Annotated in this window: 18 protein-coding genes and 1 tRNA gene; 6 read left to right on the forward strand and 13 right to left on the reverse strand. The window is 71.7% G+C overall.

The features are described from left to right. Positions 1 to 22: 22 nt before the first annotated feature. The 12 genes from rplL to ACFWE2_RS16005 form a co-directional block, all read right to left on the reverse strand. Positions 23 to 406, reverse strand: a complete 384-nt coding sequence (gene rplL / locus ACFWE2_RS15950; RefSeq protein WP_377225195.1) for a 50S ribosomal protein L7/L12 — start codon at positions 404 to 406, stop codon at positions 23 to 25. A gap of 84 nt (positions 407 to 490) precedes the next feature. Further along, the gene (gene rplJ, locus ACFWE2_RS15955) at positions 491 to 1,021 is read right to left on the reverse strand and encodes a 50S ribosomal protein L10 (RefSeq protein WP_377225196.1); all 531 of its coding nucleotides are present in this window, start codon (positions 1,019 to 1,021) and stop codon (positions 491 to 493) included. A gap of 314 nt (positions 1,022 to 1,335) precedes the next feature. Beyond that, positions 1,336 to 3,933, reverse strand: a complete 2,598-nt coding sequence (locus ACFWE2_RS15960) for a CHAT domain-containing protein (protein WP_377225197.1) — start codon at positions 3,931 to 3,933, stop codon at positions 1,336 to 1,338. Between the two features lie 157 nt (positions 3,934 to 4,090). After that, a complete protein-coding gene (locus tag ACFWE2_RS15965; protein WP_377225198.1) occupies positions 4,091 to 6,703 on the reverse strand; it encodes a CHAT domain-containing protein in 2,613 nt (870 codons plus the stop codon). Positions 6,704 to 6,723: 20 nt separating this feature from the next. Beyond that, entirely contained in the window at positions 6,724 to 8,244 is a 1,521-nt protein-coding gene (locus ACFWE2_RS15970) for a S8 family serine peptidase (protein ID WP_377225199.1), read from the reverse strand. A gap of 85 nt (positions 8,245 to 8,329) precedes the next feature. Then, positions 8,330 to 8,890 carry a hypothetical protein gene (locus ACFWE2_RS15975; protein WP_377225200.1) on the reverse strand — a complete coding sequence of 187 codons (561 nt, stop codon included), beginning with the start codon at positions 8,888 to 8,890 and terminating at the stop codon, positions 8,330 to 8,332. Then, positions 8,881 to 9,513, reverse strand: coding sequence for an RNA polymerase sigma factor (locus ACFWE2_RS15980; RefSeq protein ID WP_377225201.1), 633 nt, complete (start codon positions 9,511 to 9,513; stop codon positions 8,881 to 8,883). Before ACFWE2_RS15980 ends, ACFWE2_RS15975 begins: the two co-directional genes overlap by 10 nt. A 289-nt stretch (positions 9,514 to 9,802) precedes the next feature. Further along, a complete protein-coding gene (gene rplA, locus ACFWE2_RS15985) occupies positions 9,803 to 10,519 on the reverse strand; it encodes a 50S ribosomal protein L1 (protein ID WP_377225202.1) in 717 nt (238 codons plus the stop codon). A 109-nt stretch (positions 10,520 to 10,628) separates the two neighbouring features. After that, a complete protein-coding gene (rplK, locus tag ACFWE2_RS15990) occupies positions 10,629 to 11,060 on the reverse strand; it encodes a 50S ribosomal protein L11 (RefSeq protein WP_377225203.1) in 432 nt (143 codons plus the stop codon). Between the two features lie 74 nt (positions 11,061 to 11,134). Beyond that, positions 11,135 to 11,962: a transcription termination/antitermination protein NusG gene (nusG, locus tag ACFWE2_RS15995; protein ID WP_377225204.1), complete on the reverse strand. Its 828-nt coding sequence runs from the start codon at positions 11,960 to 11,962 to the stop codon at positions 11,135 to 11,137. A 246-nt stretch (positions 11,963 to 12,208) separates the two neighbouring features. Continuing rightward, positions 12,209 to 12,454 carry a preprotein translocase subunit SecE gene (gene secE, locus ACFWE2_RS16000; protein ID WP_377225205.1) on the reverse strand — a complete coding sequence of 82 codons (246 nt, stop codon included), beginning with the start codon at positions 12,452 to 12,454 and terminating at the stop codon, positions 12,209 to 12,211. Positions 12,455 to 12,555: 101 nt separating this feature from the next. Continuing rightward, positions 12,556 to 12,631: transfer RNA gene (locus ACFWE2_RS16005), tRNA-Trp, on the reverse strand. A 268-nt stretch (positions 12,632 to 12,899) separates the two neighbouring features. On the opposite strand from ACFWE2_RS16005, the gene ACFWE2_RS16010 reads away from it, so the two are divergent. The 4 genes from ACFWE2_RS16010 to ACFWE2_RS16025 are packed head-to-tail and all read left to right on the forward strand — an operon-like array spanning position 12,900 to position 16,591. After that, the gene (locus ACFWE2_RS16010) at positions 12,900 to 13,817 is read left to right on the forward strand and encodes an ABC transporter ATP-binding protein (protein WP_377225206.1); all 918 of its coding nucleotides are present in this window, start codon (positions 12,900 to 12,902) and stop codon (positions 13,815 to 13,817) included. After that, the gene (locus ACFWE2_RS16015; RefSeq protein WP_377225207.1) at positions 13,817 to 14,695 is read left to right on the forward strand and encodes an ABC transporter permease; all 879 of its coding nucleotides are present in this window, start codon (positions 13,817 to 13,819) and stop codon (positions 14,693 to 14,695) included. Before ACFWE2_RS16010 ends, ACFWE2_RS16015 begins: the two co-directional genes overlap by 1 nt. Further along, a complete protein-coding gene (locus tag ACFWE2_RS16020) occupies positions 14,685 to 15,983 on the forward strand; it encodes a sensor histidine kinase (protein WP_377225208.1) in 1,299 nt (432 codons plus the stop codon). The genes ACFWE2_RS16015 and ACFWE2_RS16020 overlap by 11 nt, the downstream gene beginning before the upstream one ends. Beyond that, entirely contained in the window at positions 15,980 to 16,591 is a 612-nt protein-coding gene (locus ACFWE2_RS16025) for a response regulator (protein ID WP_377225209.1), read from the forward strand. Before ACFWE2_RS16020 ends, ACFWE2_RS16025 begins: the two co-directional genes overlap by 4 nt. A gap of 33 nt (positions 16,592 to 16,624) precedes the next feature. Here the strand turns inward: ACFWE2_RS16025 and ACFWE2_RS16030 are convergent, their stop codons facing one another. Then, positions 16,625 to 18,586 (reverse strand): serine/threonine-protein kinase, encoded by a 1,962-nt coding sequence (locus ACFWE2_RS16030; protein ID WP_377225210.1) that lies wholly within the window; start codon positions 18,584 to 18,586, stop codon positions 16,625 to 16,627. Positions 18,587 to 18,770: 184 nt separating this feature from the next. On the opposite strand from ACFWE2_RS16030, the gene ACFWE2_RS16035 reads away from it, so the two are divergent. Both ACFWE2_RS16035 and ACFWE2_RS16040 read left to right on the forward strand, forming a co-directional pair. After that, positions 18,771 to 19,844 (forward strand): adenosine deaminase, encoded by a 1,074-nt coding sequence (locus tag ACFWE2_RS16035; protein WP_377225211.1) that lies wholly within the window; start codon positions 18,771 to 18,773, stop codon positions 19,842 to 19,844. A gap of 168 nt (positions 19,845 to 20,012) precedes the next feature. Further along, positions 20,013 to 21,044 (forward strand): L,D-transpeptidase family protein, encoded by a 1,032-nt coding sequence (locus tag ACFWE2_RS16040; RefSeq protein WP_377225212.1) that lies wholly within the window; start codon positions 20,013 to 20,015, stop codon positions 21,042 to 21,044. Positions 21,045 to 21,067 lie beyond the last annotated feature (23 nt).

Here is a 21,067-nt window from a genome sequence, read left to right on the forward strand (position 1 = left end):
CACACCAGCCCGAAGGCTGAGGTCACTTGAGGGTGACGGTGGCGCCGGCGCCCTCCAGGGCAGCCTTCGCCTTCTCGGCGGCGTCCTTGTCGGCGCCCTCGAGAACCGGCTTCGGCGCGCCGTCGACCAGGTCCTTGGCCTCCTTCAGGCCGAGGGACGTGAGCGCGCGCACCTCCTTGATGACCTGGATCTTCTTGTCACCGGCGGCCTCGAGGATGACGTCGAACTCCGACTTCTCCTCAGCGGCCTCGGCCGGGGCGCCGCCAACGGGGCCCGCGGCAACGGCGACCGGGGCGGCCGCGGTGACGTCGAACTTCTCCTCGAAGGCCTTCACGAAGTCGGACAGCTCGATGAGCGTGAGCTCCTCGAAGGCGGACAGGAGCTCGTCGGTGCTGAGCTTCGCCATGATGGCGTTCCTTTCAGTTGGCGCTTCGCGGGCCGGTGCGGCCCGCGAGAAGCAGGGGGTTTTTGTTCTGGCGCCACCGCCTGGTCAGGCGGCAGCGCCCTCCGACTCCTGCTTCTGACGCAGGGCATCGATGACGCGGGCGACCTGGGCGGGCTTGGCGGAGAAGGCGTAAGCAGCACGCGTCAGCGTGGCCTTCAGACCGCCGGCCACCTTGGCCAGCAGAACCTCGCGGGACTCGAGGTCCGCGAGCTTCGTGATCTCTGCAGCGGACATCGGGCGGCCGTCGAGCACGCCACCCTTGATGACCAGAGCAGGGTTCGCCTTGGCGAAGTCACGCAGACCCTTCGCAGCCGTGACCGGGTCCCCGGTCACGAATGCGATGGCGGACGGGCCCTTCAGGTCGGCGTCGAGACCATCGACACCGGCCTCCTTGGCCGCGATCCCCGTCAGCGTGTTCTTCACCACGGCGTAGGTTGCGTTGCCGCTGAGCGACCGACGCAGCTCCTTGAGCTGCGCGACGGTGAGCCCGCGGTACTCGGTCAGCACGGCCGCGTTGGAGTCGCGGAACTTGCCCGCGATCTCTGCGACTGCGGCTGCCTTGTCCGGCCTCGCCATGGCAATCCTTCCGGTGGTGGTACCACCGTCCCCTGGGGCAGCTGCCCCGGGCGTGCCCCGGAAGATGAGAAAGAGCCCCGGCGCAGGCGCACGGGGCTCGGTTCGCGCGGCAGAGCCGCACTCGAGTTCGTCACCTGCGCAGGCCCCCGCTCTCAGCGGGACTTCGGTCTTCTTCCGCTCTGCAGGAGAGCAGCGTCGGACAACCGGCGGTCTTGGGTTACGTTGCTAAGGTAACACGATCCTGGAGGCGGTACCGCATCGGCACGGGGTGGCCCGCGCCACACGCTGCCTGACGGCGGCCGCTCTGCCGGCCGTCAGCGCTCCAAGCCCTCCAGGGACCCGAAGCACACGAGCGGCGCGGGTTCGGGCTCGTCCGCCAGCGCCGCGGCGAGCGCGGCCTCCGGGTCGTCGGTGGCGCGCAGGTGCGCGTGGAAGCGCGGCATCACACGGGCGGCGACGGCGTCCGACAGCGGGGCGACCGCCGCGACGACGGCGCGCGCGCCGAGGCGCAGGAGGACCGAGGTCAGTCCGAGGACCTCACCCCCGACCACCTGGGAGGAGCCGCCGACCTCGCACGCCGACAGGATCACCACCGAGCCGGGCAGCCGGGTGCCGTCGAGCTCGTGCGCGAACAGTGGGCCGTCCGCCAGGTCGACGGAGGCGAAGAGCGGGTTGTCGGCGTCGTGCCGGCCATGGGTCGCCAGGTGCACGATGTCGTGCGTGGCGAGCGCCTCGCGTACGGCGGTCGTCGTGGCCGCCTCGCCGGTGAGGACCGTCGCGCCGGGCCACATCTCGCCGACCGCCCGCACCTCGCTCGCGCCGAGGGTCACGCCCGGGCCGTGCGCCGCGAGGAGGCGGTGTCCCTCCCCCGGCCGTGCGTGGGCCCGTCCGCGTGCAACGTAGGAACGCATGGTGGTGCGCTTGCCCCTCCGGGAAGGGAGCGCCGTCCACGGGACGCCGACGAGCGGGTCCCTGCCGACGACGTACAACGAGCCGTCCGCGTCCAGCGGTATGGCGAGGAACTGGTCGAGGGCGTCCAGGTTGCGGGTCAGCGAGCGCCGGGCGGCGGCACGCAGGGCCGCAGGCACCAGGTCGTTGGCGCACACGCCGAGGTCGGCCCGGGCGCGCAGCACCCGTTCAGCGACGTCGGCGCGTGGGCCCAGCTCCACGGTGCGCGCACCGTGCGCGTCCAGGCGGACGCACCGCAGGGCGCCGTCGAGCACCAGGTAGTTGGCGACCACCGCACCGTCGTCGCGGGTGGTGAGCAGGCGCCGCACGTCCGCGACGGTGGCGGGGCGTTCCTCGGCCACCGCCTCGTCGGCGCCCGTGCGGTGCCAGGCGCGTTCGCGGGCCGTCGCCAGCAGCCTGCCGGAGCGTTCGAAGAGGTGGGCTCGTTCGGAGGCGTTCCCGCGGTTGGTGAGGGTGCGGGCCCGGACGGCGAGGCCGCGGGCCTCCGTGACGAGGGCGCGTACGGCGGCGTCGTCCGGTGCCGCGGCGCCGCCCACCCCCGCGAACGTGGCACGCCCGCGTTCGACCGCCTCGAACAGCGCGTCGGGCCTGCCGGTGCGCACGGCCGCCGCGACGTCGGTCCGCTGCAGGTCGACGCCGTGCGCGGCCGCGGCCGTCACCGACTCGACGGAGCCAAGGCCCACGCGGTGGTCGGCGAGCAGCCCGAGGCCCAGGGTGACCGCTTCGATGCCTGCGGTCCGGTCCCCCGCCGCGAACGCGATCTGCGCGAGGACCGTCTGCCGCTGGATCCGGGTGGTCAGCGGAGCGTCGGTCATGTCGTCCGGGAGGTTGTCGAGCACGGTGCGGGCGGCCGCTACGTCGTCGGCGAGGAGATACCAGTGCGCGGCGACGAACCGTGCGGCCAGGCCGGGATGCTGTCCGAGGAGCGGGTCCACCTCGTCGCCGGCCTCAGCGGCTTCGATGGCCTGCTCGGCGCGGTGGCGGGCGTCGTCGGGCACGGGGGCCTCGCCACGCCGGACCGGCAGGAGGATCGCCTCCAGCTCCGCGACACGGGCGATGGCTGCCCGCTGCGGATGGCCTACTCCGGCGTAGTACTGCCTGACGAAGGCCGCGACGGTACGGGCCTCGTCCCACCGGTGCAGCGCCATGAGGCAGCGGGCGCGAAAGTACTCGGCCTCCGCACGGTGCGGCGCGCGGCCGGGACCGACCATGCGGGAGATGGCCTGGGTGAGCACGCGTTCGGCGTCCTCGAGGAGCCCGGCCTCGTAGAGGACGGCACCACGGCCGATCTCCAACAGGCCGTCGGCGCGCTCCGGGTCGGCGGCGCGGGCCGCCTCCATGGCCTGGAGCGCACCGGGCAGGTCGCCGAGCGCGTACCGCACGAAGCCGGTGTTGTGCAGGGCGAGGGAGGCGATCGACGACGTGCCCGCGCGCACCGCCTGCTCGTGACAGGCGTCGAAGTCCTGGAGCGCCGCGTCAAACCGGCCCAGCTCGATGGCTGTCGCGCCCCGGTTGAGCAGCATCGTCGCGAGGTCCCGCCCGCCCAGCACTCCCGGATCCGCGAGCACCCGGTCGAACGCGGCCATGGCATCGGCCAGCCTGCCGGAGCGCTGCAGGAGCAGGCCGCGTGCCCCCTCGACGACGGCGGCGAGGCGTGCCCGGACCGCGGGTGGCGCCGTCTCGGCGCGGGCCTCGGCGTCCTCGAGGATGGCCAGCGGCTTGTCGAGCGCGTTCTCGATCGCGTGGACGGCGACCGCCTCCCCGGTCAGGGAACGCACCATGCCCTCGGCCCAGCGCTCGTGGTCCCCGGGCTCGAGATCGGCGAGGTCCACGACACGGAGCCGGTCGAGCACGGCCTGGAACCGCAGCAGAGCGTCACCCGGCCGCGAGCGGGAGTTGAGGTCCCGCGCGGCCAGCAGCTCTGCCTCGAGTTCCGGCCACATGCTGTCCCCTAGCCATTTCCACGCCCTCGTGAGGCGTCAGGCGGGACACGCTAGCGGGGTCGGATGTCTTGTGTCACCGCCCTTTCCGACGCCGCAGGTCAGCGGCTCGGGCCTGGACGAAGGTGGCCACCGGGGCCACTATTCACCCGCCCAGGGATCAGGCGCTGGCGAGGCCCTCGACCGAGCTGAAACAGACCAGCGGGACCGGCTCTGCGACGTCCTTGAGGGCCGCCGCGAGCGCGGCCTCCGGGTCGTCGGACTCGCGGAGGTGGGCGTGCAGGCGCGGCATGACGCGGGCGGCGAGCTCGTCCGAGAGCTTCGCGACGGACGCGATCACCGCGCGCGCCCCCAGACGCAGGAGCACCGACGTCAGGCCAAGCACCTCGCCGCCGAGCACCTGGGTGGAGCCGCCGACCTCACACGAGGACAGGATCACGACGGAGCCGGGCAGCGGCGTCCCGTCGAGCTCGTGGGCGAACAGCGGGCCGTCGGCGAGGTCGATGCTCGCGAACAGCGGGTTGTCCGCGTCGTGCTGGCCGTGGGTGGCGAGGTGCACGACGTCGTGCGTGGCGAGCGCCGTGCGTACATGCTCGGTGACGGCGTCGTCCCCGGTCAGCACGGTTGCGCCAGCCCACTGGCTGCCGACCGCATGGACCTCCTCGGTGCCGTGCCGCACGCCAGGCCCCGCAGCCGCGAGCAGCCGTCGCCTGCCGCTCGGGCGGGCGTGGGAGCGGCCCCTGGCGACGTACGAGTTGACGGCGGTGCGCAGGCCGCTGCGGGACGGGAGCGCGGTCCAGGGGACGCTGAGCAGGGGTTCGCGGGCGACGACGTAGAGGTCGCCGTCGGCTCGGAGGGGGGCGAGGAGGATGTCGTCGAGCACCTTGAGGTTGCGCGCCAGAGAGGCGTTGGCGGCGGCTCGCAGCGGTGCGGGGATGAGGTCGTTGGCGGCCATGGCGAAGTCGGCGCCCAGACGGCGGACGCGTTCGGTCACGTCGTCGGACCTGCCGAACTCGATGGTCCGCACGGTCCGGGCGTCGACGCGGACGCAGCGGAGCTCTCCGTCGAGCACGAAGAAGTTCGCCACCACCGCGGTGTCGTCGCCCCGTTCCGAGAGCACCCGGCGCACCTCGCGGGCTGTCGTCGGCCGTTGCACGGCTCCCGCGTTGCCCGCGTGCTGCCACGACCGTTCCCGCACCTCGTTCTGGATGCGGTGCGCACGACGGGTGAGCCGCTCGCGGTCCTTGGCCTCTGCGGCACCGAGCTCGCGCGCCTTGGCCAGCAGTCCGCGGGCTTCGGTGAGGAGCGCAGCGGCCTCTGGATCGTCAGGCGGGGTGACCCGCCCTGTGCCGGCGAACGTCGCGCGGCCCCGTTCGAGGGCGTCGAACAGTACCGCCGGGCGGCCGGTTCGAGCGGCAGCCCTGACGTCGACGTGGTTCAGGTCCTCGCCGTGTATGGCGGCGGCTGTGACCGACTCGACCGAGCCCAGTCTGGTGCGGTGGTCCGCGAGCAGGTCCAGCCCGGCCCGCACCGCTCGCAGACCTTTGGCTCGGCTGCCCGCCGCGAACGCCAGCTGTGCCTGGACCGTGTAGTGCTGGACCCGCATCGTCAGCGGTGCCCTTGCCAGACCACGAGGCAGATCAGCCAACGTCTCACGTGCCCTGTCGAGATCACCCGCGAGCAGCAACCACTGCGCTGCGACAAGGCGCGCGGCATGGCCGGGATGCTGGCCGAGGACGGGCCCGGCGGCATCGCCGTCGCGTACTGCGGCGAGCGCCTGCTCTGCCCTGCGGAGGAGGCCCCTGTTCGTCGGGGTCTGCAGTCTGCGACGAACGGGAGCAAGGAGTGCCTCCAGCTCCAGGACGCGGGCAAGCACCGCCCACTGCTCGTATCCCGCCGCCGTGAAGTGAGAGCGCGCTCGAGCGGCGAAGGTCGAGGCATCCTCGAAGCGGCGGAGCGCGAGAAGGCAGCGTGCCCGCACGTACTCGGCGATGGCGTGGTCGGTGCGTCGTCCCGCCTTGAGCAACTGCGGGATGGCCTCCTCCAGCAGCGCCTCCGCCTGTTCCAACAGGCCGACGCCGTACAGCACCTCGGCCCGGCCGAGCAACGGGATCCCGTCGTCCTGATCGGGCGCGATCTCTCGCGCGGCGGCCATCTCGGCAAGCGCCGCGGGTGCGTTGCCGAGCATGCTCAAGTAGTAGCCGGCGTTGTGCCGGGCGAAGGCGACCAGGACTGGCGCACCCGCTGCTTCGGCATGCCGCACGGCCGCGAGATTGTCCGCCAGGGCTCCATGGACGTCGCCGAGATCGGACAGGGCAAAGGCTCGGTTGAGGTAGGCCATCGCCAGGTCCCGCGGCGCCCCGGCATCGCTCACTGCCAAGACCTGGTCGAAGAGGCGGATCGCTTCCGCCGGTTCCCCCGCGACCCGGAGCAGAAACAGTCCTCGCTGACCAGCGGTCACCGCCTCGATGCGGCGGCGCTCCGTCCCGTCGAGCAACCGCGCTGCGTCGAGTGCCCGGTCGAGCGCTTCCAGTGCCGTCGGAAGGTCCCCGGAGATCGCAAGGTCCGCCTGTGCGAGACCCATCCAGGACCGAGCGATGAGCCACGCCCACGTCACCCGGTCGGCACCAACCACTCCCGTGTCGCCGTATTGACCCAGGTCTCGGAGCAGAGCCTTGAACTCACGGCGAGCGCGGCTCGGGCGGGCGCGAGTGTTCCAGTCCCGCGCCCTCTCGAAGCGCTCCGCGAGCGCCTCGAAGCCTGTACCACTCACCGCGCCCCCAAATCAGCTCATCACACCGGCACTCCAGGCACCTCCGCGTAGAGATCCCCCACCTGAAGCACAGCATGCCAGGCATCACCGACACGCCCCGTCACGTCTGACGCCGGTACCTCACCAGCAGCCCGACGCGCGTACATCGCTCCCGCCAGCTGACCCGCGAGATACGGCGCGGAGAACGACGTTCCGCTCCAGGTCCCGAAGCCATGGGTGAAGTCGTCCGGGTCGATCGCGTACCGCAGCCCGTCCGCGGTCCGCTCACCCTGTGCCGCTCCGTCGAACGTGGTGGGCATGCTGCTCAGCACCTGCACGCCCGGGCGGACCGCCGCGATCCAGGGACCGTCGTTGCTGAACTCGGCAAGGGTACCGTCCGGGTTGGACGCGGCTACCCCGAGCAGCGGCGTGTACTCGGGCCGGAGATCGTGCGCGTCGCCTGGCACCACCCCGTTGCGCGTCCGCCGGACCGGCGGTGCCCACCCCGCCGGGAACGCCTTGCGCGAGGACCCGTCATTGCCTGCCGATACCACCACGAGCACGCCGGCCCGACGTAGGTCACGGAGCCGGCCCCGGTAGACGCCCTCGTAGTCGTCGTCGTCCTCGGGGTGCTCCAGGTAGTAGCCGCTCGCGATCACCACGACGTCGACGGGGAAGTATCCGGGAACTCCCGCGAGTCCGCGGAGATGGAACTCCAGCAGCCGCTCCACGGAGCGCGCGAAGTCCCACTCGGAGGCCGTGCCGTCCCCGCCGTACACCCGCACCGGCAGCAGCGCCGCGTCAGGGCAGATCTGGTGGACCACACCCGCGATGAAGGTGCCGTGTCCGGCGAACGGGTCCAACGGGGAGGCGTTGCCGTCCCGCCGCCCCTCCCGCTCGGCATCGATGTCGTCCTCGGGGTACGTCCCGATGGGCTGACCGTCGAGCGCCGCATCCCGGAGCACGACGGTTCCCGGGGCGTCGAACCATGGATGCCGCCCGATTCCCGTGTCCAGGATGGCGACAACGGGCCGGTCGACGCCCGCGTGGGTCACCAGAGGCGACGTCCCGTCCGCCTTGCGGACGGGTGGGGCGCCCGGGTACGTGGCGGGCACCCGCGTGTCCGGATCCCCGAAGCCGCCGTTGTTCCGGTGACCCATCACCACATGGTCCAGCGACACCCGCCTGCGGTTGTCGCCCGCTTCCTCCGCCACCGCGGCCACCAGCCCGAGCGCGTCCCAGTCGTCCCGCACGTCGTCGAGCCGCACCTCGACGTCGGGCCGGGCGCCCACGACGTCGGCACCCGCGCGCGACGGCGCCTGCTGGAAGTCTCCGGTCGTGACGGTCACACCGTTCTCCCGGGCGCGGGCGGTGATCATCTCGACCAGCGCGTTGTGCCCGCCCTCGGAGTCACCCCGGACGATCACCCGGTCTCGCACGTAACGCGTCGGCGCCATGCGCCCACCGGGGAGCCGGTCCGTGGCTGGGTCCAGCTCCCGGACCGGCCGCCACCCCCCGGCGTGGTCCCGGACGTGCATTCCCTCGGGCATGGGCTCACTCACGGCAGTACCTCTCCATCGATAGGCGCACTCGGCCAACCCCGCCGCGCCCCCACAGCCGGGTCAAGGAATTCAGCGATTCAGAAATTCAGAGTTCGATGACCGGCGTGCTCACCGCGCCGCCGCCGCCGTCGGTCCGGCGAACCACCAGGCTCGCGCGGCCACGCTCGACGGAGTCGAAGGCGAACCGGCCGTCCTCGTCGGACGCGACGGTCACGACGTCGGCCCCCGGTCGGTGCAGCTCGACGGAGAGGCCGGCCGCCGGAGCCGCCCAGCCGTCGATCCGCACCTTGCCCCCGGCAGCCGGGGACAAGCTGATCATGACGGTCAGCGAGTCGTGCGTGAAGGTAATCGTCTTGGCCTCGGCGGGCGCCGCGTCATCTGCGCGTGCTGCGGCGGCGGCCCCCCGGACGCCCGCGAGCGGCGCGTCGAGATAGACGGCCTCCATGAGGTCGGCCTCCAGGCCAGCCAGCGTGATCGCGAACAGTGAGCGCTCCACGAGGTCGCTCGGCACCGGGTCAACCGCGTCGACCAGCTCGGCAAGACGGGTCAGCACAGCCCCGTCGTCGGCGTCGAGCATGCCCTTCGGGTCGTACGAGAGGTCCCCCACGGCCTCGTCGTCCTTGTTCGGTTCCGGCGTCAGGTCCACGAGAAGTCCCCCTGCTCGTCGAGGATGGTCCGCAGCTTCGCCAAGCAGCGCCCACGAGTCGAGCCGATGGAGCCCATCGGCATTCCGATCGCCGCCGAGATGTACCGGTAGTCCGGCCGATCGGCGAGCGAAACCAGACGCAGCAGCTCTTGGCAGCGTCCGGGTAGTTGTTGGAGCGACATCCACAGGATGCGATCGCGTTCCTCGCGCAGGATCTCGTCGTCCGGCAGCGGATCCTTCGCGGGTAGTGCCATCGGGTGCTCGGGGCTGTCGTCCGGGAGCTCGGTGCGGCGCTTCTCGTCGTCGCGATGCTTGCGCACCGCCTCCCAGGCCGCGCGCTTCGCGGTCACCAGGAGCCACTTCAGGACGGCCTTGGGCTCCGCGATCGTGTCCGCGTGCCGCACGAGCGCGACCCAGGTGCTCTGCACCACATCGTCCGCGGCGTCGTGCTCGACCCCCTGTGCGCGGACCGTGTGCCAGAGCAGCGGCGTCGCCTCGCGAACCAGGTCGCCGAGCGCCTGGCGGTTGCCCTCGCGGTACTCGGTCAAGGCGATCGCAGCGCGATCGCCGAGCGTGGGCCCGGACCCGTCGACGTCGGGCAGGGCCTCCCTTGATCCTGTCATTGCACCACGGGATTCTCTGCTGGCGGATGTCTCCACGTCCGATGCCAGACGCGGACCACTTGGACCAACCGAGTGTACGGCGGGGGTTACGGATCCGGGGCGGTATGACCCGGGGAGGTAAAACACTGTGCCCATCAGGCACCCCCTCTCCCTCGACGCACGTCGGCTCGATGCCGCTCATCAGACAAGAGGGGTGAGCGGCCCGTTCGATACATCGTGCTGAACCAAGATCAAAAAGACCCGCACCCCTTGCGGGATGCGGGCCTTCTTGCGCTCAGAGGAGCTCGGCTCAGGCCGAGAGCTCGTCCAGGAGCTTGGTGGTCCGGCTCTGGTCCAGCGGGATGCCGGGGCCCATCGTCGTGGTCATGGTCGCCTTGCTGATGTAGCGACCCTTCGACGACGACGGCTTGAGACGGAGGACCTCGTCGAGCGCGGCCGCGTAGTTCTCCAGCAGCTGCGCGTCCGTGAAGGAGGACTTGCCGATGATGAAGTGCAGGTTCGCGTGCTTGTCGACACGGAACTCGATCTTGCCGCCCTTGATGTCGGTGACAGCCTTGGTCACGTCCATCGTCACGGTGCCGGTCTTCGGGTTCGGCATGAGGCCACGGGGACCGAGCACCTTACCGAGGCGACCGACCTTGCCCATGAGGTCCGGCGTGGCGACGGCCGCGTCGAAGTCGGTGTAGCCGGCGGCCACCTTCTCGATCAGGTCGTCGCCGCCGACCTCGTCGGCACCGGCCGCGCGGGCCTCCTCCGCCTTGGCGGCGTTGGCGAACACGATGACCTTGGCCGTCTTACCCGTGCCGTTCGGCAGGTTGACCGTGCCACGGACCATCTGGTCCGCCTTGCGCGGGTCCACGCTCAGCCGGAACGCGACCTCGACGGTGGCGTCGTACTTGACCGTGGCGGTCTCCTTGGCCAGGCGGATGGCCTCGAGCGGCGAGTACAGGTTCGCGCTGTCGATCTTCTCCGCGGCGGCGAGGTACGCCTTGCTGCGCTTTGCCATAGTTCTCTCTCCTTGTGGTCGTAGCGGGCCTCTCGGCCCTGCCACTGCGGTGACCGACGACGTCCGCCGGTCGCCTCGTGCGGTCCGAGGCAGGGTGCCTCGGAGGGAATCACTCCGAGACGGTGATGCCCATGGAGCGGGCGGTGCCCGCGATGATCAGCGACGCGGCGTCGAGGTCGTTCGCGTTCAGGTCCTGCAGCTTGGTCGCGGCGATCTCGCGGACCTGATCCTTCGTGATCGTGGCGACCTTGACCGTGTGCGGCGTGGGCGAGCCCTTGGGCACACCGGCGGCCTTCTTGATCAGCTCGGCGGCCGGCGGGGTCTTGGTGATGAACGTGAACGAGCGGTCCTCGTACACCGTGATCTCGACCGGGATGACGTTGCCGCGCTGCGACTCGGTCGCGGCGTTGTACGCCTTGCAGAACTCCATGATGTTCACGCCGTGCTGACCCAGCGCGGGGCCGATCGGCGGAGCCGGCGTCGCCGCACCAGCGTTGATCTGCAGCTTGATGAGGCCGGAGACCTTCTTCTTCGGGGGCATGCGTTTCTACCTTCTGTTCGGTTGGGCCGACGCCGTGGGCGATGACCCGGTTGCAAGTGCTGGGGGACGAACGATCAGATCTTGGCGACCTGGTTGAACCCCAGCTCGACCGGGGTCTCCCGGCCGAAGATGGAGACGAGGACCTTGAGCTTCTGGGCCTCGACGTTGATCTCGGAGATCGAGGCAGGCAGCGTGTCGAACGGACCGTCCGTGACGGTCACCGACTCGCCGACCTCGAAGTCCACGTGCACCGGGGCCTTGCCGCCGGTCGACGCGGCGCCGCCTGCTGCCGGCTGGCCGGCCTGCGCCGGCTGCTGCAGCATCGAGGGCGCGAGCATCGAGTAGATCTCGTCGAGGTTCAGCGGCACCGGCTGGTGCGTGTGCCCGACGAAGCCCGTGACGCCCGGGGTGTGCCGGACGGCGCCCCACGACTCGTCGGTCAGGTCCATGCGCACGAGGACGTAACCCGGGATGCGCACCCGGCTCACGATCTTCTTCTGCGCGTTCTTGATCTCGGCGACCTCTTCCATCGGAACCTCGACCTGGAAGATGTAGTCCTCCATGTTCAGGCTCTGGATGCGGTTCTCGAGGTTGGTCTTCACGCGCTTCTCGTAACCCGCGTACGAGTGGATGACGTACCAGTCGCCGGACTGTCCGCGGAGGGTTCGCTTGAACTCCTCGACCTCGTCCACGATGACGTCGCCGTCGGCGTCGACGGTGCGTCCGCCGGTGGCTGCGCCCTCGACCTCGCTCTCGTCCGTGGTCTCGGCGTCGGTGTCGACCGGAGTCTCGGCGTCCGCAGGCACGTCGGCGTTCTCGGCGTCCAGGGGCGCGTCGACGGCCGCATCGTCGCCGTCGGTCGGCGAGACGTTCTCCGTCTGGTCCAGAGAGTCCTGGGACACGAAACGAACCTGCTTTCTCTTCGTGCGCCGGGGCTACGCCCGGCACGTGTGTGCGTACTTCTACGAGCTGTGTTCGCCCATTGTCGCGCGAAAGTGCCGCGAAGCGACAATCAGCAACAGGCGAGAACGGTCACAGCGAAGTACTGCGCAGCGTGCCCCATCTGCTTGTCCGGCGCACCCGGACCGACGTCGACCGTGATCGAGGTCGTCCACGACGGCGTCAACGTGCCGTCGCCGAGGACCGGATCAGCCGAAGACCCAGCCGGCGAGCATGCCGAACGCGTAGTCCAGCACCACGACGAAGAACATGACCACGACCAGGAAGACCAGCACCACCGTCGTGTACGTCATGAGCTCGGAGCGCGTCGGCGAGACGACCTTCTTGAGCTCGGCCACCACCTGGCGCACGAAGAGCGCGATTCGGGCGAAGATGTTGCCGCTGCCCTTGCTCGGACGCTCCGCGGCGCTCTGGATCACCTCGGTGTCGCTCACTGCTACCCCACTCCTGTGGCCCGGCGCGCCGACTGGCGCGGACTGGCTTGCCAGGTCCACTCACGTGGGCCCGCTGCGCGCGGCCCCGCTGGGGTTCACGCTGGCAGGGTAGACAGGACTCGAACCTGCAACCTGCGGTTTTGGAGACCGCTGCGCTACCAATTGCGCCACTACCCTCTGCGTTCGATCCCTTGTCAACTGTCCGCACGGACCTCCGGAGAGGCACGCCGCTTCAGGTGAGGATCGATCACCGAGGCACAACTGTACGGTACCGGGCGCTGTAGGTCGAACTCGTTCCTGACGAGCCCTTGGGGGTCTCGACAAGCTCGACCGACGAGGGTCGACCAGCGGCGACGCGCCGGGGCGGTGTCCGTCGAACGGTGGACAGCAGGTGCAGCCGAACGGGCGTCCCGCCGAGGACGTCGGCGGGAGCATGCTCGACGGCATGCAGACATCCGACCCCCTGGCCGTGCGAGTACGCGGCCTCCGCAAGCGCTACGGCAACGCACGCGCCGGCTACAAGGACGCCGTCGCCGGTCTCGACCTCGACGTCGCGACGGGCGAGATCGTGGCGGTCCTCGGACCGAACGGCGCCGGCAAGACCACCACCGTCGAGATCCTCGAGGGCTTCCGCGACCGCGACGACGGCGAGGTGTCGGTGCTCGGCGAGGACCCCCGGCACGCCGGACGCGCCTGGCGGGCCCGGATCGGCGTCGTCATGCAGGACTCGCGGGACATGAGCGAGCTCACCGTCCTGGAGAAGGTGCGGGCCGCCGCTGCGTCCTACCCCGACCCGCGCGACCCCGCGGAGGTCATCGCAGCGGTGGGGCTGGCGGAGAAGGCCCGCGCGCGGACCCGCGGGCTGTCCGGCGGGCAGCGGCGTCGGCTCGACGTGGCGCTCGGCATAGTGGGCAGACCCGAGCTGCTGTTCCTCGACGAGCCGACCACCGGGTTCGATCCTCAGGCCCGCCGGTCCTTCTGGGACCTCGTGACGGGTCTGCGCGACGACGGCACCACGATCCTCCTGACGACCCACTATCTCGACGAGGCGGCCGAGCTGGCCGACCGGGTGGTCGTCGTGCGGGACGGCGTGCTGGCCGCCTCGGGGACGCCCGAGACCCTCGGCGGCCCAGAGGCCCGCACACCGGTCGTCGCATGGGACGACGGCGACGTGCGGCGCACCGAGCGGACGGACCGGCCGACGGCCGCCGTCGCCCGGCTGATCGCGAGCGCCGGACCCGACGGCGAGGTGCCCGGCCTGACCGTGACGCGGCCGACGCTCGAGGACGTGTACCTCGCGATGATCGGCGAGGCGCCGGTGGACGACAGCAAGCTCGGCGAGCAGGGCAGGGAGGCGGCGTGATGGGCGCGACGAAGGGGGCTGGCCTGGACAGGCTCGACCGGCGGGAACGGGTCGAGCAGCGTACCGCGCTGCCCGGTGTGCTCCGCCTCGGGCTGGTGCGCGGCGGCGTCGAGCTGCTGCAGTTCGTCCGCGAACGCGACTCGGTGGTCTTCGGGTTCGCCTATCCGATAGTCATGCTCGCGATCTTCGCGACGGTGTTCGGCGACGACGACCCGATCGTCGCCGACGGCGTCACGGTCAGCTTCGCGCAGTACTTCCTGCCCGGCATGGTCGCGACGGGTGTCATGCTCTCGACGTACCAGACGCTCGCCCTGTCGATCGCCGTCGAGCGGGACGACGGGACGCTGAAGCGGCTGCGTGCCACGCCGCTGCCCGCGACGTCGTACTTTCTCGGCAAGGTGTTCCTGTCGCTGGTCACCGTGCTCGCGCAGACGGCCCTGCTGCTCGTGGTCGCGGCGCTCGTCTTCGACGTCCCGCTGCCCGACTCCGCCGGACGCTGGGCCACGTTCGCCTGGGTCTTCGTGCTGGGCACGGCGGCCGGGGCCGTCTGCGGGGTCGCCTACTCGTCGGTACCCCGGTCCGGGCGGTCCGCCAGCGCGGTGGTGGTGACGCCGCTCCTGGTCCTTCAGTTCACGTCCGGGGTCTTCTTCTCGGTCGGTCAGCTGCCCGGCTGGATGATCGACCTGTCCTCCCTGTTCCCGCTCAAGTGGATCGCGCAGGGCATGCGGTCCGTGTTCCTGCCGGACGCCTTCGCCGCGGCGGAGCCGGCCGGGGCCTGGCAGTCCGGCGCGACGGCTGCTGTACTGGCGGCATGGCTGGTGGTGGGGCTCGTGATCGGCACGCGGACGTTCCGGTGGCGGCGGCACGATGACGGCTGACCGCGACCAGGGTCTGGCACGCCTGTACGCCGGGTGGGAGGACCAGGTGCGGTGGTGGGACGCCGCGTTCGGCGTGATCATCGCGCTGACCGCCGTCGCACTGCTGCTGGACGGGACGCGGGGAACGCGGCTCGCCGTCGCCTGCTCGGCGATGGGCGTGATCGTGCTGGCCTATCTGCTGTGGGGCGCACGGGCGGCCAGGACCCGGAACCAGCGGCTCGCCGTGCTGTACCTGTCGGTGCTCGTGATCGGCACGGGGGTGACGGTGTCGCAGGGCGGCGTGGCGTCGCTGCTGCTGTTCATCGCGTTCGCACAGGTGTGGATGCTGCTGGAGTCGATACGGCAGGGTGTGGTCGGCTGTGTCGCCCTGACGGTCGCGGTGTCGGTCGGTATCTCGTCGCAGTACGACTTCGACGTCGCGGTCATGGGCGAGGTGGTGCCGCAGATGCTGGTCACCCTCGTGTTCGCGATCGGGCTCGGGCTGTGGTTCCACGTGGCGATGCGCCGGGCGGAGGAGCAGGTGCGGCTGCTCGGCGAGCTGCACGCCACGCAGAAGCAGCTCGCGCTGACCAGCCACGAGGCGGGGGTACTGGCCGAGCGTGAGCGCCTGGCCCGCGAGATCCACGACACGCTCGCCCAGGGGTTCACGAGCGTGGTGATGCAGGCGCAGGCCGCGACGGCGGCCCTCGACCTCGGGGACGACGCCGCGGTGCGTGAGCGGCTGCACGTCGTGGAGGACACGGCGCGCGACAACCTCGCCGAGGCCCGCGCCCTGGTGGCGGCGTTCGCGCCGGTGGCGCTCCAGGACGCGTCGCTGCCCCAGGCGCTCGGCCGGCTCGGCAGCCGGTTCGCCGAGGAGACCGGCCTGGCGGTGACGGTGGAGACGGGTCGGGTCGGGGCGCTGTCGCCGACGGTGGAGGTGGTGCTGCTGCGGGCCGCGCAGGAGGCGTTCGCGAACGTGCGGCGGCATGCGCGGGCACGCTCCGTCGTCGTGCGGCTGGGGCAGGCGGAGGGTGAGGTGACGCTGACGGTGTCCGACGACGGGCGCGGGTTCTCCGCCGAGGCCGTCGACGGGTTCGGGCTGGCGGGGATGCGGGAGCGCCTACGGTCGGCGGGCGGGACGCTGGCGGTCGGGCCGGGGAACGACGGCGGCACGACGCTGTGCGCCCGTGTGCCGGTCGACGGGCAGATCGACCCGGCGGTCGCCGGCCGGGCGGGCACCGGGCCCGATACGGCGGCGCGCACAGCTACCGGAGAGCACGAGAGGACACAGGGGGTGGCCGGATGATCCGGGTGCTGGTGGTGGACGACCATCCCGTGGTGCGGTCAGGGCTCGCGGGCATGCTCAGCGTGGAGGGCGACCTCGAGGTGGTGGGCGAGGCCGCGGACGGGCAGGAAGCGGTGGCCCTCGCGGCGGAGCTGCGGCCCGACGTCGTGCTCATGGACCTGCGGATGCCGGTGCTCGACGGCGTGGCCGCGACCGCCGGGATAGTGGGCACCGGACCCCGCGTGGTGGTGCTGACCACGTACGACACCGACGCCGACATCCTGCGCGCCGTCGAGGCCGGAGCCACCGGCTACCTGCTCAAGGACACGCCCCGCGCCGAGCTGGTCGCAGGGGTCCGAGCGGCTGCCCGGGGCGAGACCGTGCTCGCCCCCAGCGTCGCGACACGCCTGGTCAGCTCGGTACGCGGCGCCGCGGAACGGCCCTCCGCCCGAGAGGCGGAGGTGCTGAAGCTCGTGGCACTCGGCCGGTCGAACGCACAGGTCGGACGCGAGCTGTCCATCACGGAGGCGACGGTCAAGACGCATCTCATCCGGGCGTTCGCCAAGCTCGGTGTCGCCGACCGGACGGCAGCGGTGACCGTGGCCAGGGAGCGGGGCTGGATCGCCTGACGGCCGGTCGCCGGACCGCTCCCCGGGAGCGGTCTAGCGCCCCTCGCCGTCCGCGGGCGCCGACGGGTCGCCGCCGGCCTCTCCCCCGCCGGTCGGCTCGCCCGTCGGGTCGCCCGTCGGGTCGTCGGTCGGCGTCACGGCCGGGGTGGGCGTCGGGGTGGGGGTCGGCGTCGGCGTCGGCGTGGGGGTCGGCGTCGGCGTGGGCGTCGGGGTGGGAGTCGGCGTCGGTGTGGGGGTAGGGGTCGGCGTCGGCGTGGGAGTCGGCGTCGGGGTCGGCGTCGGCGTGAACTCGTCGTCCGTGTTGTCGGACCGGCTCGGGACGGGCGACGACGAAGGTGTCGGCGTCGGATCGTCGGTGGTCGTGGTGACGGGCGGTGTGACGACGGGCGTGCCCTGGTTGTTGATGATGTTCGCGATCACCAGGCCGGCACCGCCGAACACGAGCAGCGCGAACACGACGATCGTGATCACACGGCCGCGGCCGGTCGTCAGGGCGTGCCACCACTTCCGTTCCTCCTCGGGCACCGCCGGGTACGGCCCGATCGGCGGACGCCCTACCGCGGGCGGCGCGGACGCCATGGTCGGCGCCGCGCCGGCAGCGGCAGCAGGCGCGGTCGCCGCCCCCGCGACACCCGCTCCGACGGCCGCCGCACCCACGGCGCCCACCATCATGGTGCGGTCGGCGCCCTCGTCGACCTGGCCCAGCTTCATGGTGCCCGAGCCGGCCCCCGCGCCGAGGACCGGGTCGATCACCTCGGTGCCACCGGCACCCACGCCGAGCTGCATGGTCTCGTCGCTGGTGCCCAGCCGGCCGGCAGGGCCGCCGAGCAGGATCGTCACGGTCCCGCGCATCGCCTCGGCGGTGGGGAACCGCCGACCCGGGTCCTTGGCCATCGCGCGCGACACGAGGCGGTCCACGGACGCCGGGACGGCAGCCCGCCGCGCGGAGGCCGCCGGTACCGGCGCGTTCACGTGCGCCCGCAGGACGTCCTCCGCCTGAGCGCGCTCGTAGGGCGCGTGCCCGGTCAGCGTGTAGTACGCGAGCGCGCCGACCGCGTAGATGTCGCTGCGCGCGTCGAGCGGCTTGCCCCGCGCCTGCTCCGGCGACATACCGATGACCGAGCCGGCCACCGTCGCACCGTCGCCCTCGCCGCCGGCGGCCCGGGTGAGCCCGAGGTCCAGCAGCCCGACGACGAACGTGCCGTCGGCCTGCTTGTCGACCATCACGTTGCGGGGCGCGACGTCGCGGTGCACAAGGCCTGCCGCGTGCACCGCGCCCAGCGCCTCCAGCAGGCCGTCGATGATCGCCAGCGCGTCACGCCAGGGCAGGCCGTGGTCGCCCGCGAGGTCGGACAGGGAGACGCCCGCCATCCGGTTCATGACCGTCCAGGGGACGTTCGCGCCCGCGACGTCGTCCTCGCCCGAGTCCAGCACCTTCACGACGCCCGGGTGGTCCACCAGCGCCGAGGCCTCGACCTCGCGCCGCAGGGAGTCGCGGGCGTTCTGGTCGTCGACGAGGTGGGGGTGCAGCACCTTGACCACGAGCGGCTGGTCGAGGTCGACCTCGGGCTCGTCCGGCTCGGCGTCGCCGGCGGCTGTCGTGGTGCCGGCGTCCGTGGTCTCGGCGTCCGCGGTGTCGGCGTCCGCGGTCTCGGCAGCCGTGGTGCCCGCACCGGACGTCTCGTCGTCGGAGGTCTCGCCGGAACCGGCCTCGCTCGTGCTCGCGTCAGCCTCGTCGGTACCGGTCTCGTCGGTACCGGTCTCGTCGGCGTCGGCCTTGCCGGCGTCGCCGTCGGCGGTCTCTCCGTCGGCGCCGGTGTCGCCGTCGCCGCTCGCCGCGGGCTCCGGGACCGCGGGGGCTGCGACACGCTGCGCCTCGTAGACCGTGAACGTTGCACCAGTGCCGAGGACGTCGACCAGCTCGTACTTACCGCCGAGGACGACGTGCACCGGACGGTCTGCGGCGTTGTCCTCGTTCGTGGTCTCTTCGTTCACTGGTTCACCGGTGTCCGTGGTTGCGCATCGCGTAAATCAGTCATTTCGGCTATCTGGGGCATGTTCTTCTCAGGATACGGAGCGGAACGCACGCACACCAAAGATGGGACGGCAGGATGTGTGAGTAGTGCGGAGTATCACGTTCCCGGCTGCCGCCGGAGCACCGCTTTGCCAGACTACGCAGATGCGCGACCTCGCACTCCTCCCCAAGGCGCACCTCCACCTCCACTTCACCGGATCCATGCGGGTGCCGACGCTCGTCGACATGGCAGCCGCCTACCAGGTGCGGCTCCCCGAGGCGCTCGTCGACAACGACCCCCTGCGCCTGCCCGCCACCGAGCGCGGCTGGTTCCGCTTCCAGCGCCTGTACGACGCCGCCCGCGCCTGCGTGCGCTCGGAGGCGGACATGCGCCGCCTGGTCGACGAGGCAGCGGCCGACGACGCCGCCGAGGGCTCCGGCCGGCTCGAGATCCAGGTGGACCCGACCTCTTACGCCCCGTTCGTCGGCGGCATCACCCCCGCCGTCGAGATAGTGATCGACGCCGCCCAGGCCGCGAGCGCCGCGCACGGCATCGAGGTGGGCGTGATCATCGCGGCGTCGCGCATGAGGCATCCGCTCGACGCGCGCACGCTCGCCCGGCTCGCCGCGCGGTACGCGGGCGACGGCGTCGGCGAGGTGGTGGGCTTCGGGCTGTCGAACGACGAGCGCCGCGGGGACACGTCCCAGTTCGGGCACGCTTTCGACATCGCGCGCCGCGCCGGCCTCGCGGCCGTGCCGCACGGTGGCGAGCTGCTGGGGCCCGACCACATCAGCGAGGTCATGCGGGAGCTCGTTCCCGACCGGATAGGGCACGGCGTGCGCGCCGCCGAGGACGAGCGACTCCTCGGCGAGATCGTGGAGCGCGGTGTGGCCCTCGAGGTGAACCCGGGCTCGAACATCGGCCTCGGCGTGTACAGCGAGGCGGACGAGGTGCCGTTGCGCACCCTGGTGGACGCGGGGGCGATGGTCGCGCTGGGTGCCGACGACCCGCTGCTGTTCGGCTCGCGGCTCGTCGACCAGTACGAGATCGCGCGGAGCGCGCACGGCTTCAGCGACCCGGAGCTCGCCGGGCTCGCGGCGTCGTCGATCCGGGCGAGCCGGGCGTCGTCGAGCACCAAGGCCCGGCTCCTGGCCGGCGTCGACGCGTGGTTGCTGGCTCCTGATCCCGCTGACACCCTGGACACACTCCCCGCGGGCGGCTCTGTGACTGTCGGGTGACGAGCACCAACGCGTGACGATCACGATTGGGTGACGATCGACCGACGCAACCATCCTGGACGCCCGCGCGCCAGTGGGAGATACAGGACACTCGCGAGGGGACGACGTCGTCTCGCGAGTGCGGTACTGCACCACCACCCCAGAAGGTGCAGTCGAGGAGGAGTCACGATGCGGGTAATGCACGGCAAGCCTGCCCATGGTGTGGGCACGGCAGTCGGTACGAGGGTCCTTGGCACGCTGGGCGCGGTCGCGCTGACGGCGGGCCTGCTGTCGGCCTGCGGCGGCGGTGAGGAGCCGCCTGCGGACTCGGCGGCGACGAGCTCGCCCAGCCCGGAGGAGAGCACCCCGAGCCCGGAGCCGAGCGCCGAGGAGCAGGAGCCGGAGGCTTCGGCGAGCGAGCCGTCGTCCGAGCCCAGCGGCGACGCCACCGACGAGGGCTCCGGGAACGACTCAGGTGACGGCACCGGGAAGCCCGGCGAGGACGAGGGCGACGACGGGTCGTCCGAGCCCGGCGACGACAGGTCGTCCGAGCCGGGCGACGGGAAGTCCGACGGCAAGGGCGGCGACAAGGACCCGAAGGAGGACAAGCCCGAGAAGCCCGACTACATCGAGTACGGCGAGGTCAGCAACCGGGTGGGCAAGCTTCAGCAGCGGCTGAAGGACCTCGGCTACTTCGTGACCTCCGTCGACAAGGCGTACGGCAGCGAGACGCAGCAGGCGGTCTTCGCACTGCAGAAGGCCGGTGGCCTGTACCGCGACGGCGTGGTGGGCGACGCCACGCAGAAGGCGGCGGACGACGGCGTCGTGCCCAAGGCGCGGACGTCGTCCGGCAAGGTGCTCGAGATAGACATCGACCGGCAGCTCGTGCTGGCCGTCGAGAACGGCAAGGTCGTCAAGGTCATCAACGCGTCGTCCGGCAACGGGGAGACGTACGAGGCGAAGGGCGCCACCTACACGGCGTACACGCCGCGCGGGTCCTTCGCCGTGTACCGCGAGGAGAACCGGATGTACGCGTCGCGGCTGGAGCTCGGCGACATGTGGCGGCCCAAGTTCTTCACGGGCGGCATCGCGGTGCACGGCTCGGCGTCCGTGCCCGCGTTCCCGGCGTCGCACGGCTGCGTGCGGGTGTCGAACAGCGCGATGGACTGGATCTGGGACACCTGGGGCGCCCCTTCAGGCACCCCGGTAGTCGTCTACTGACTGACCCCGCCGAGGTAGAACTC

The organism is Promicromonospora sp. NPDC060271 (assembly GCF_042726755.1).
GTDB lineage: Bacteria > Actinomycetota > Actinomycetes > Actinomycetales > Cellulomonadaceae > Promicromonospora.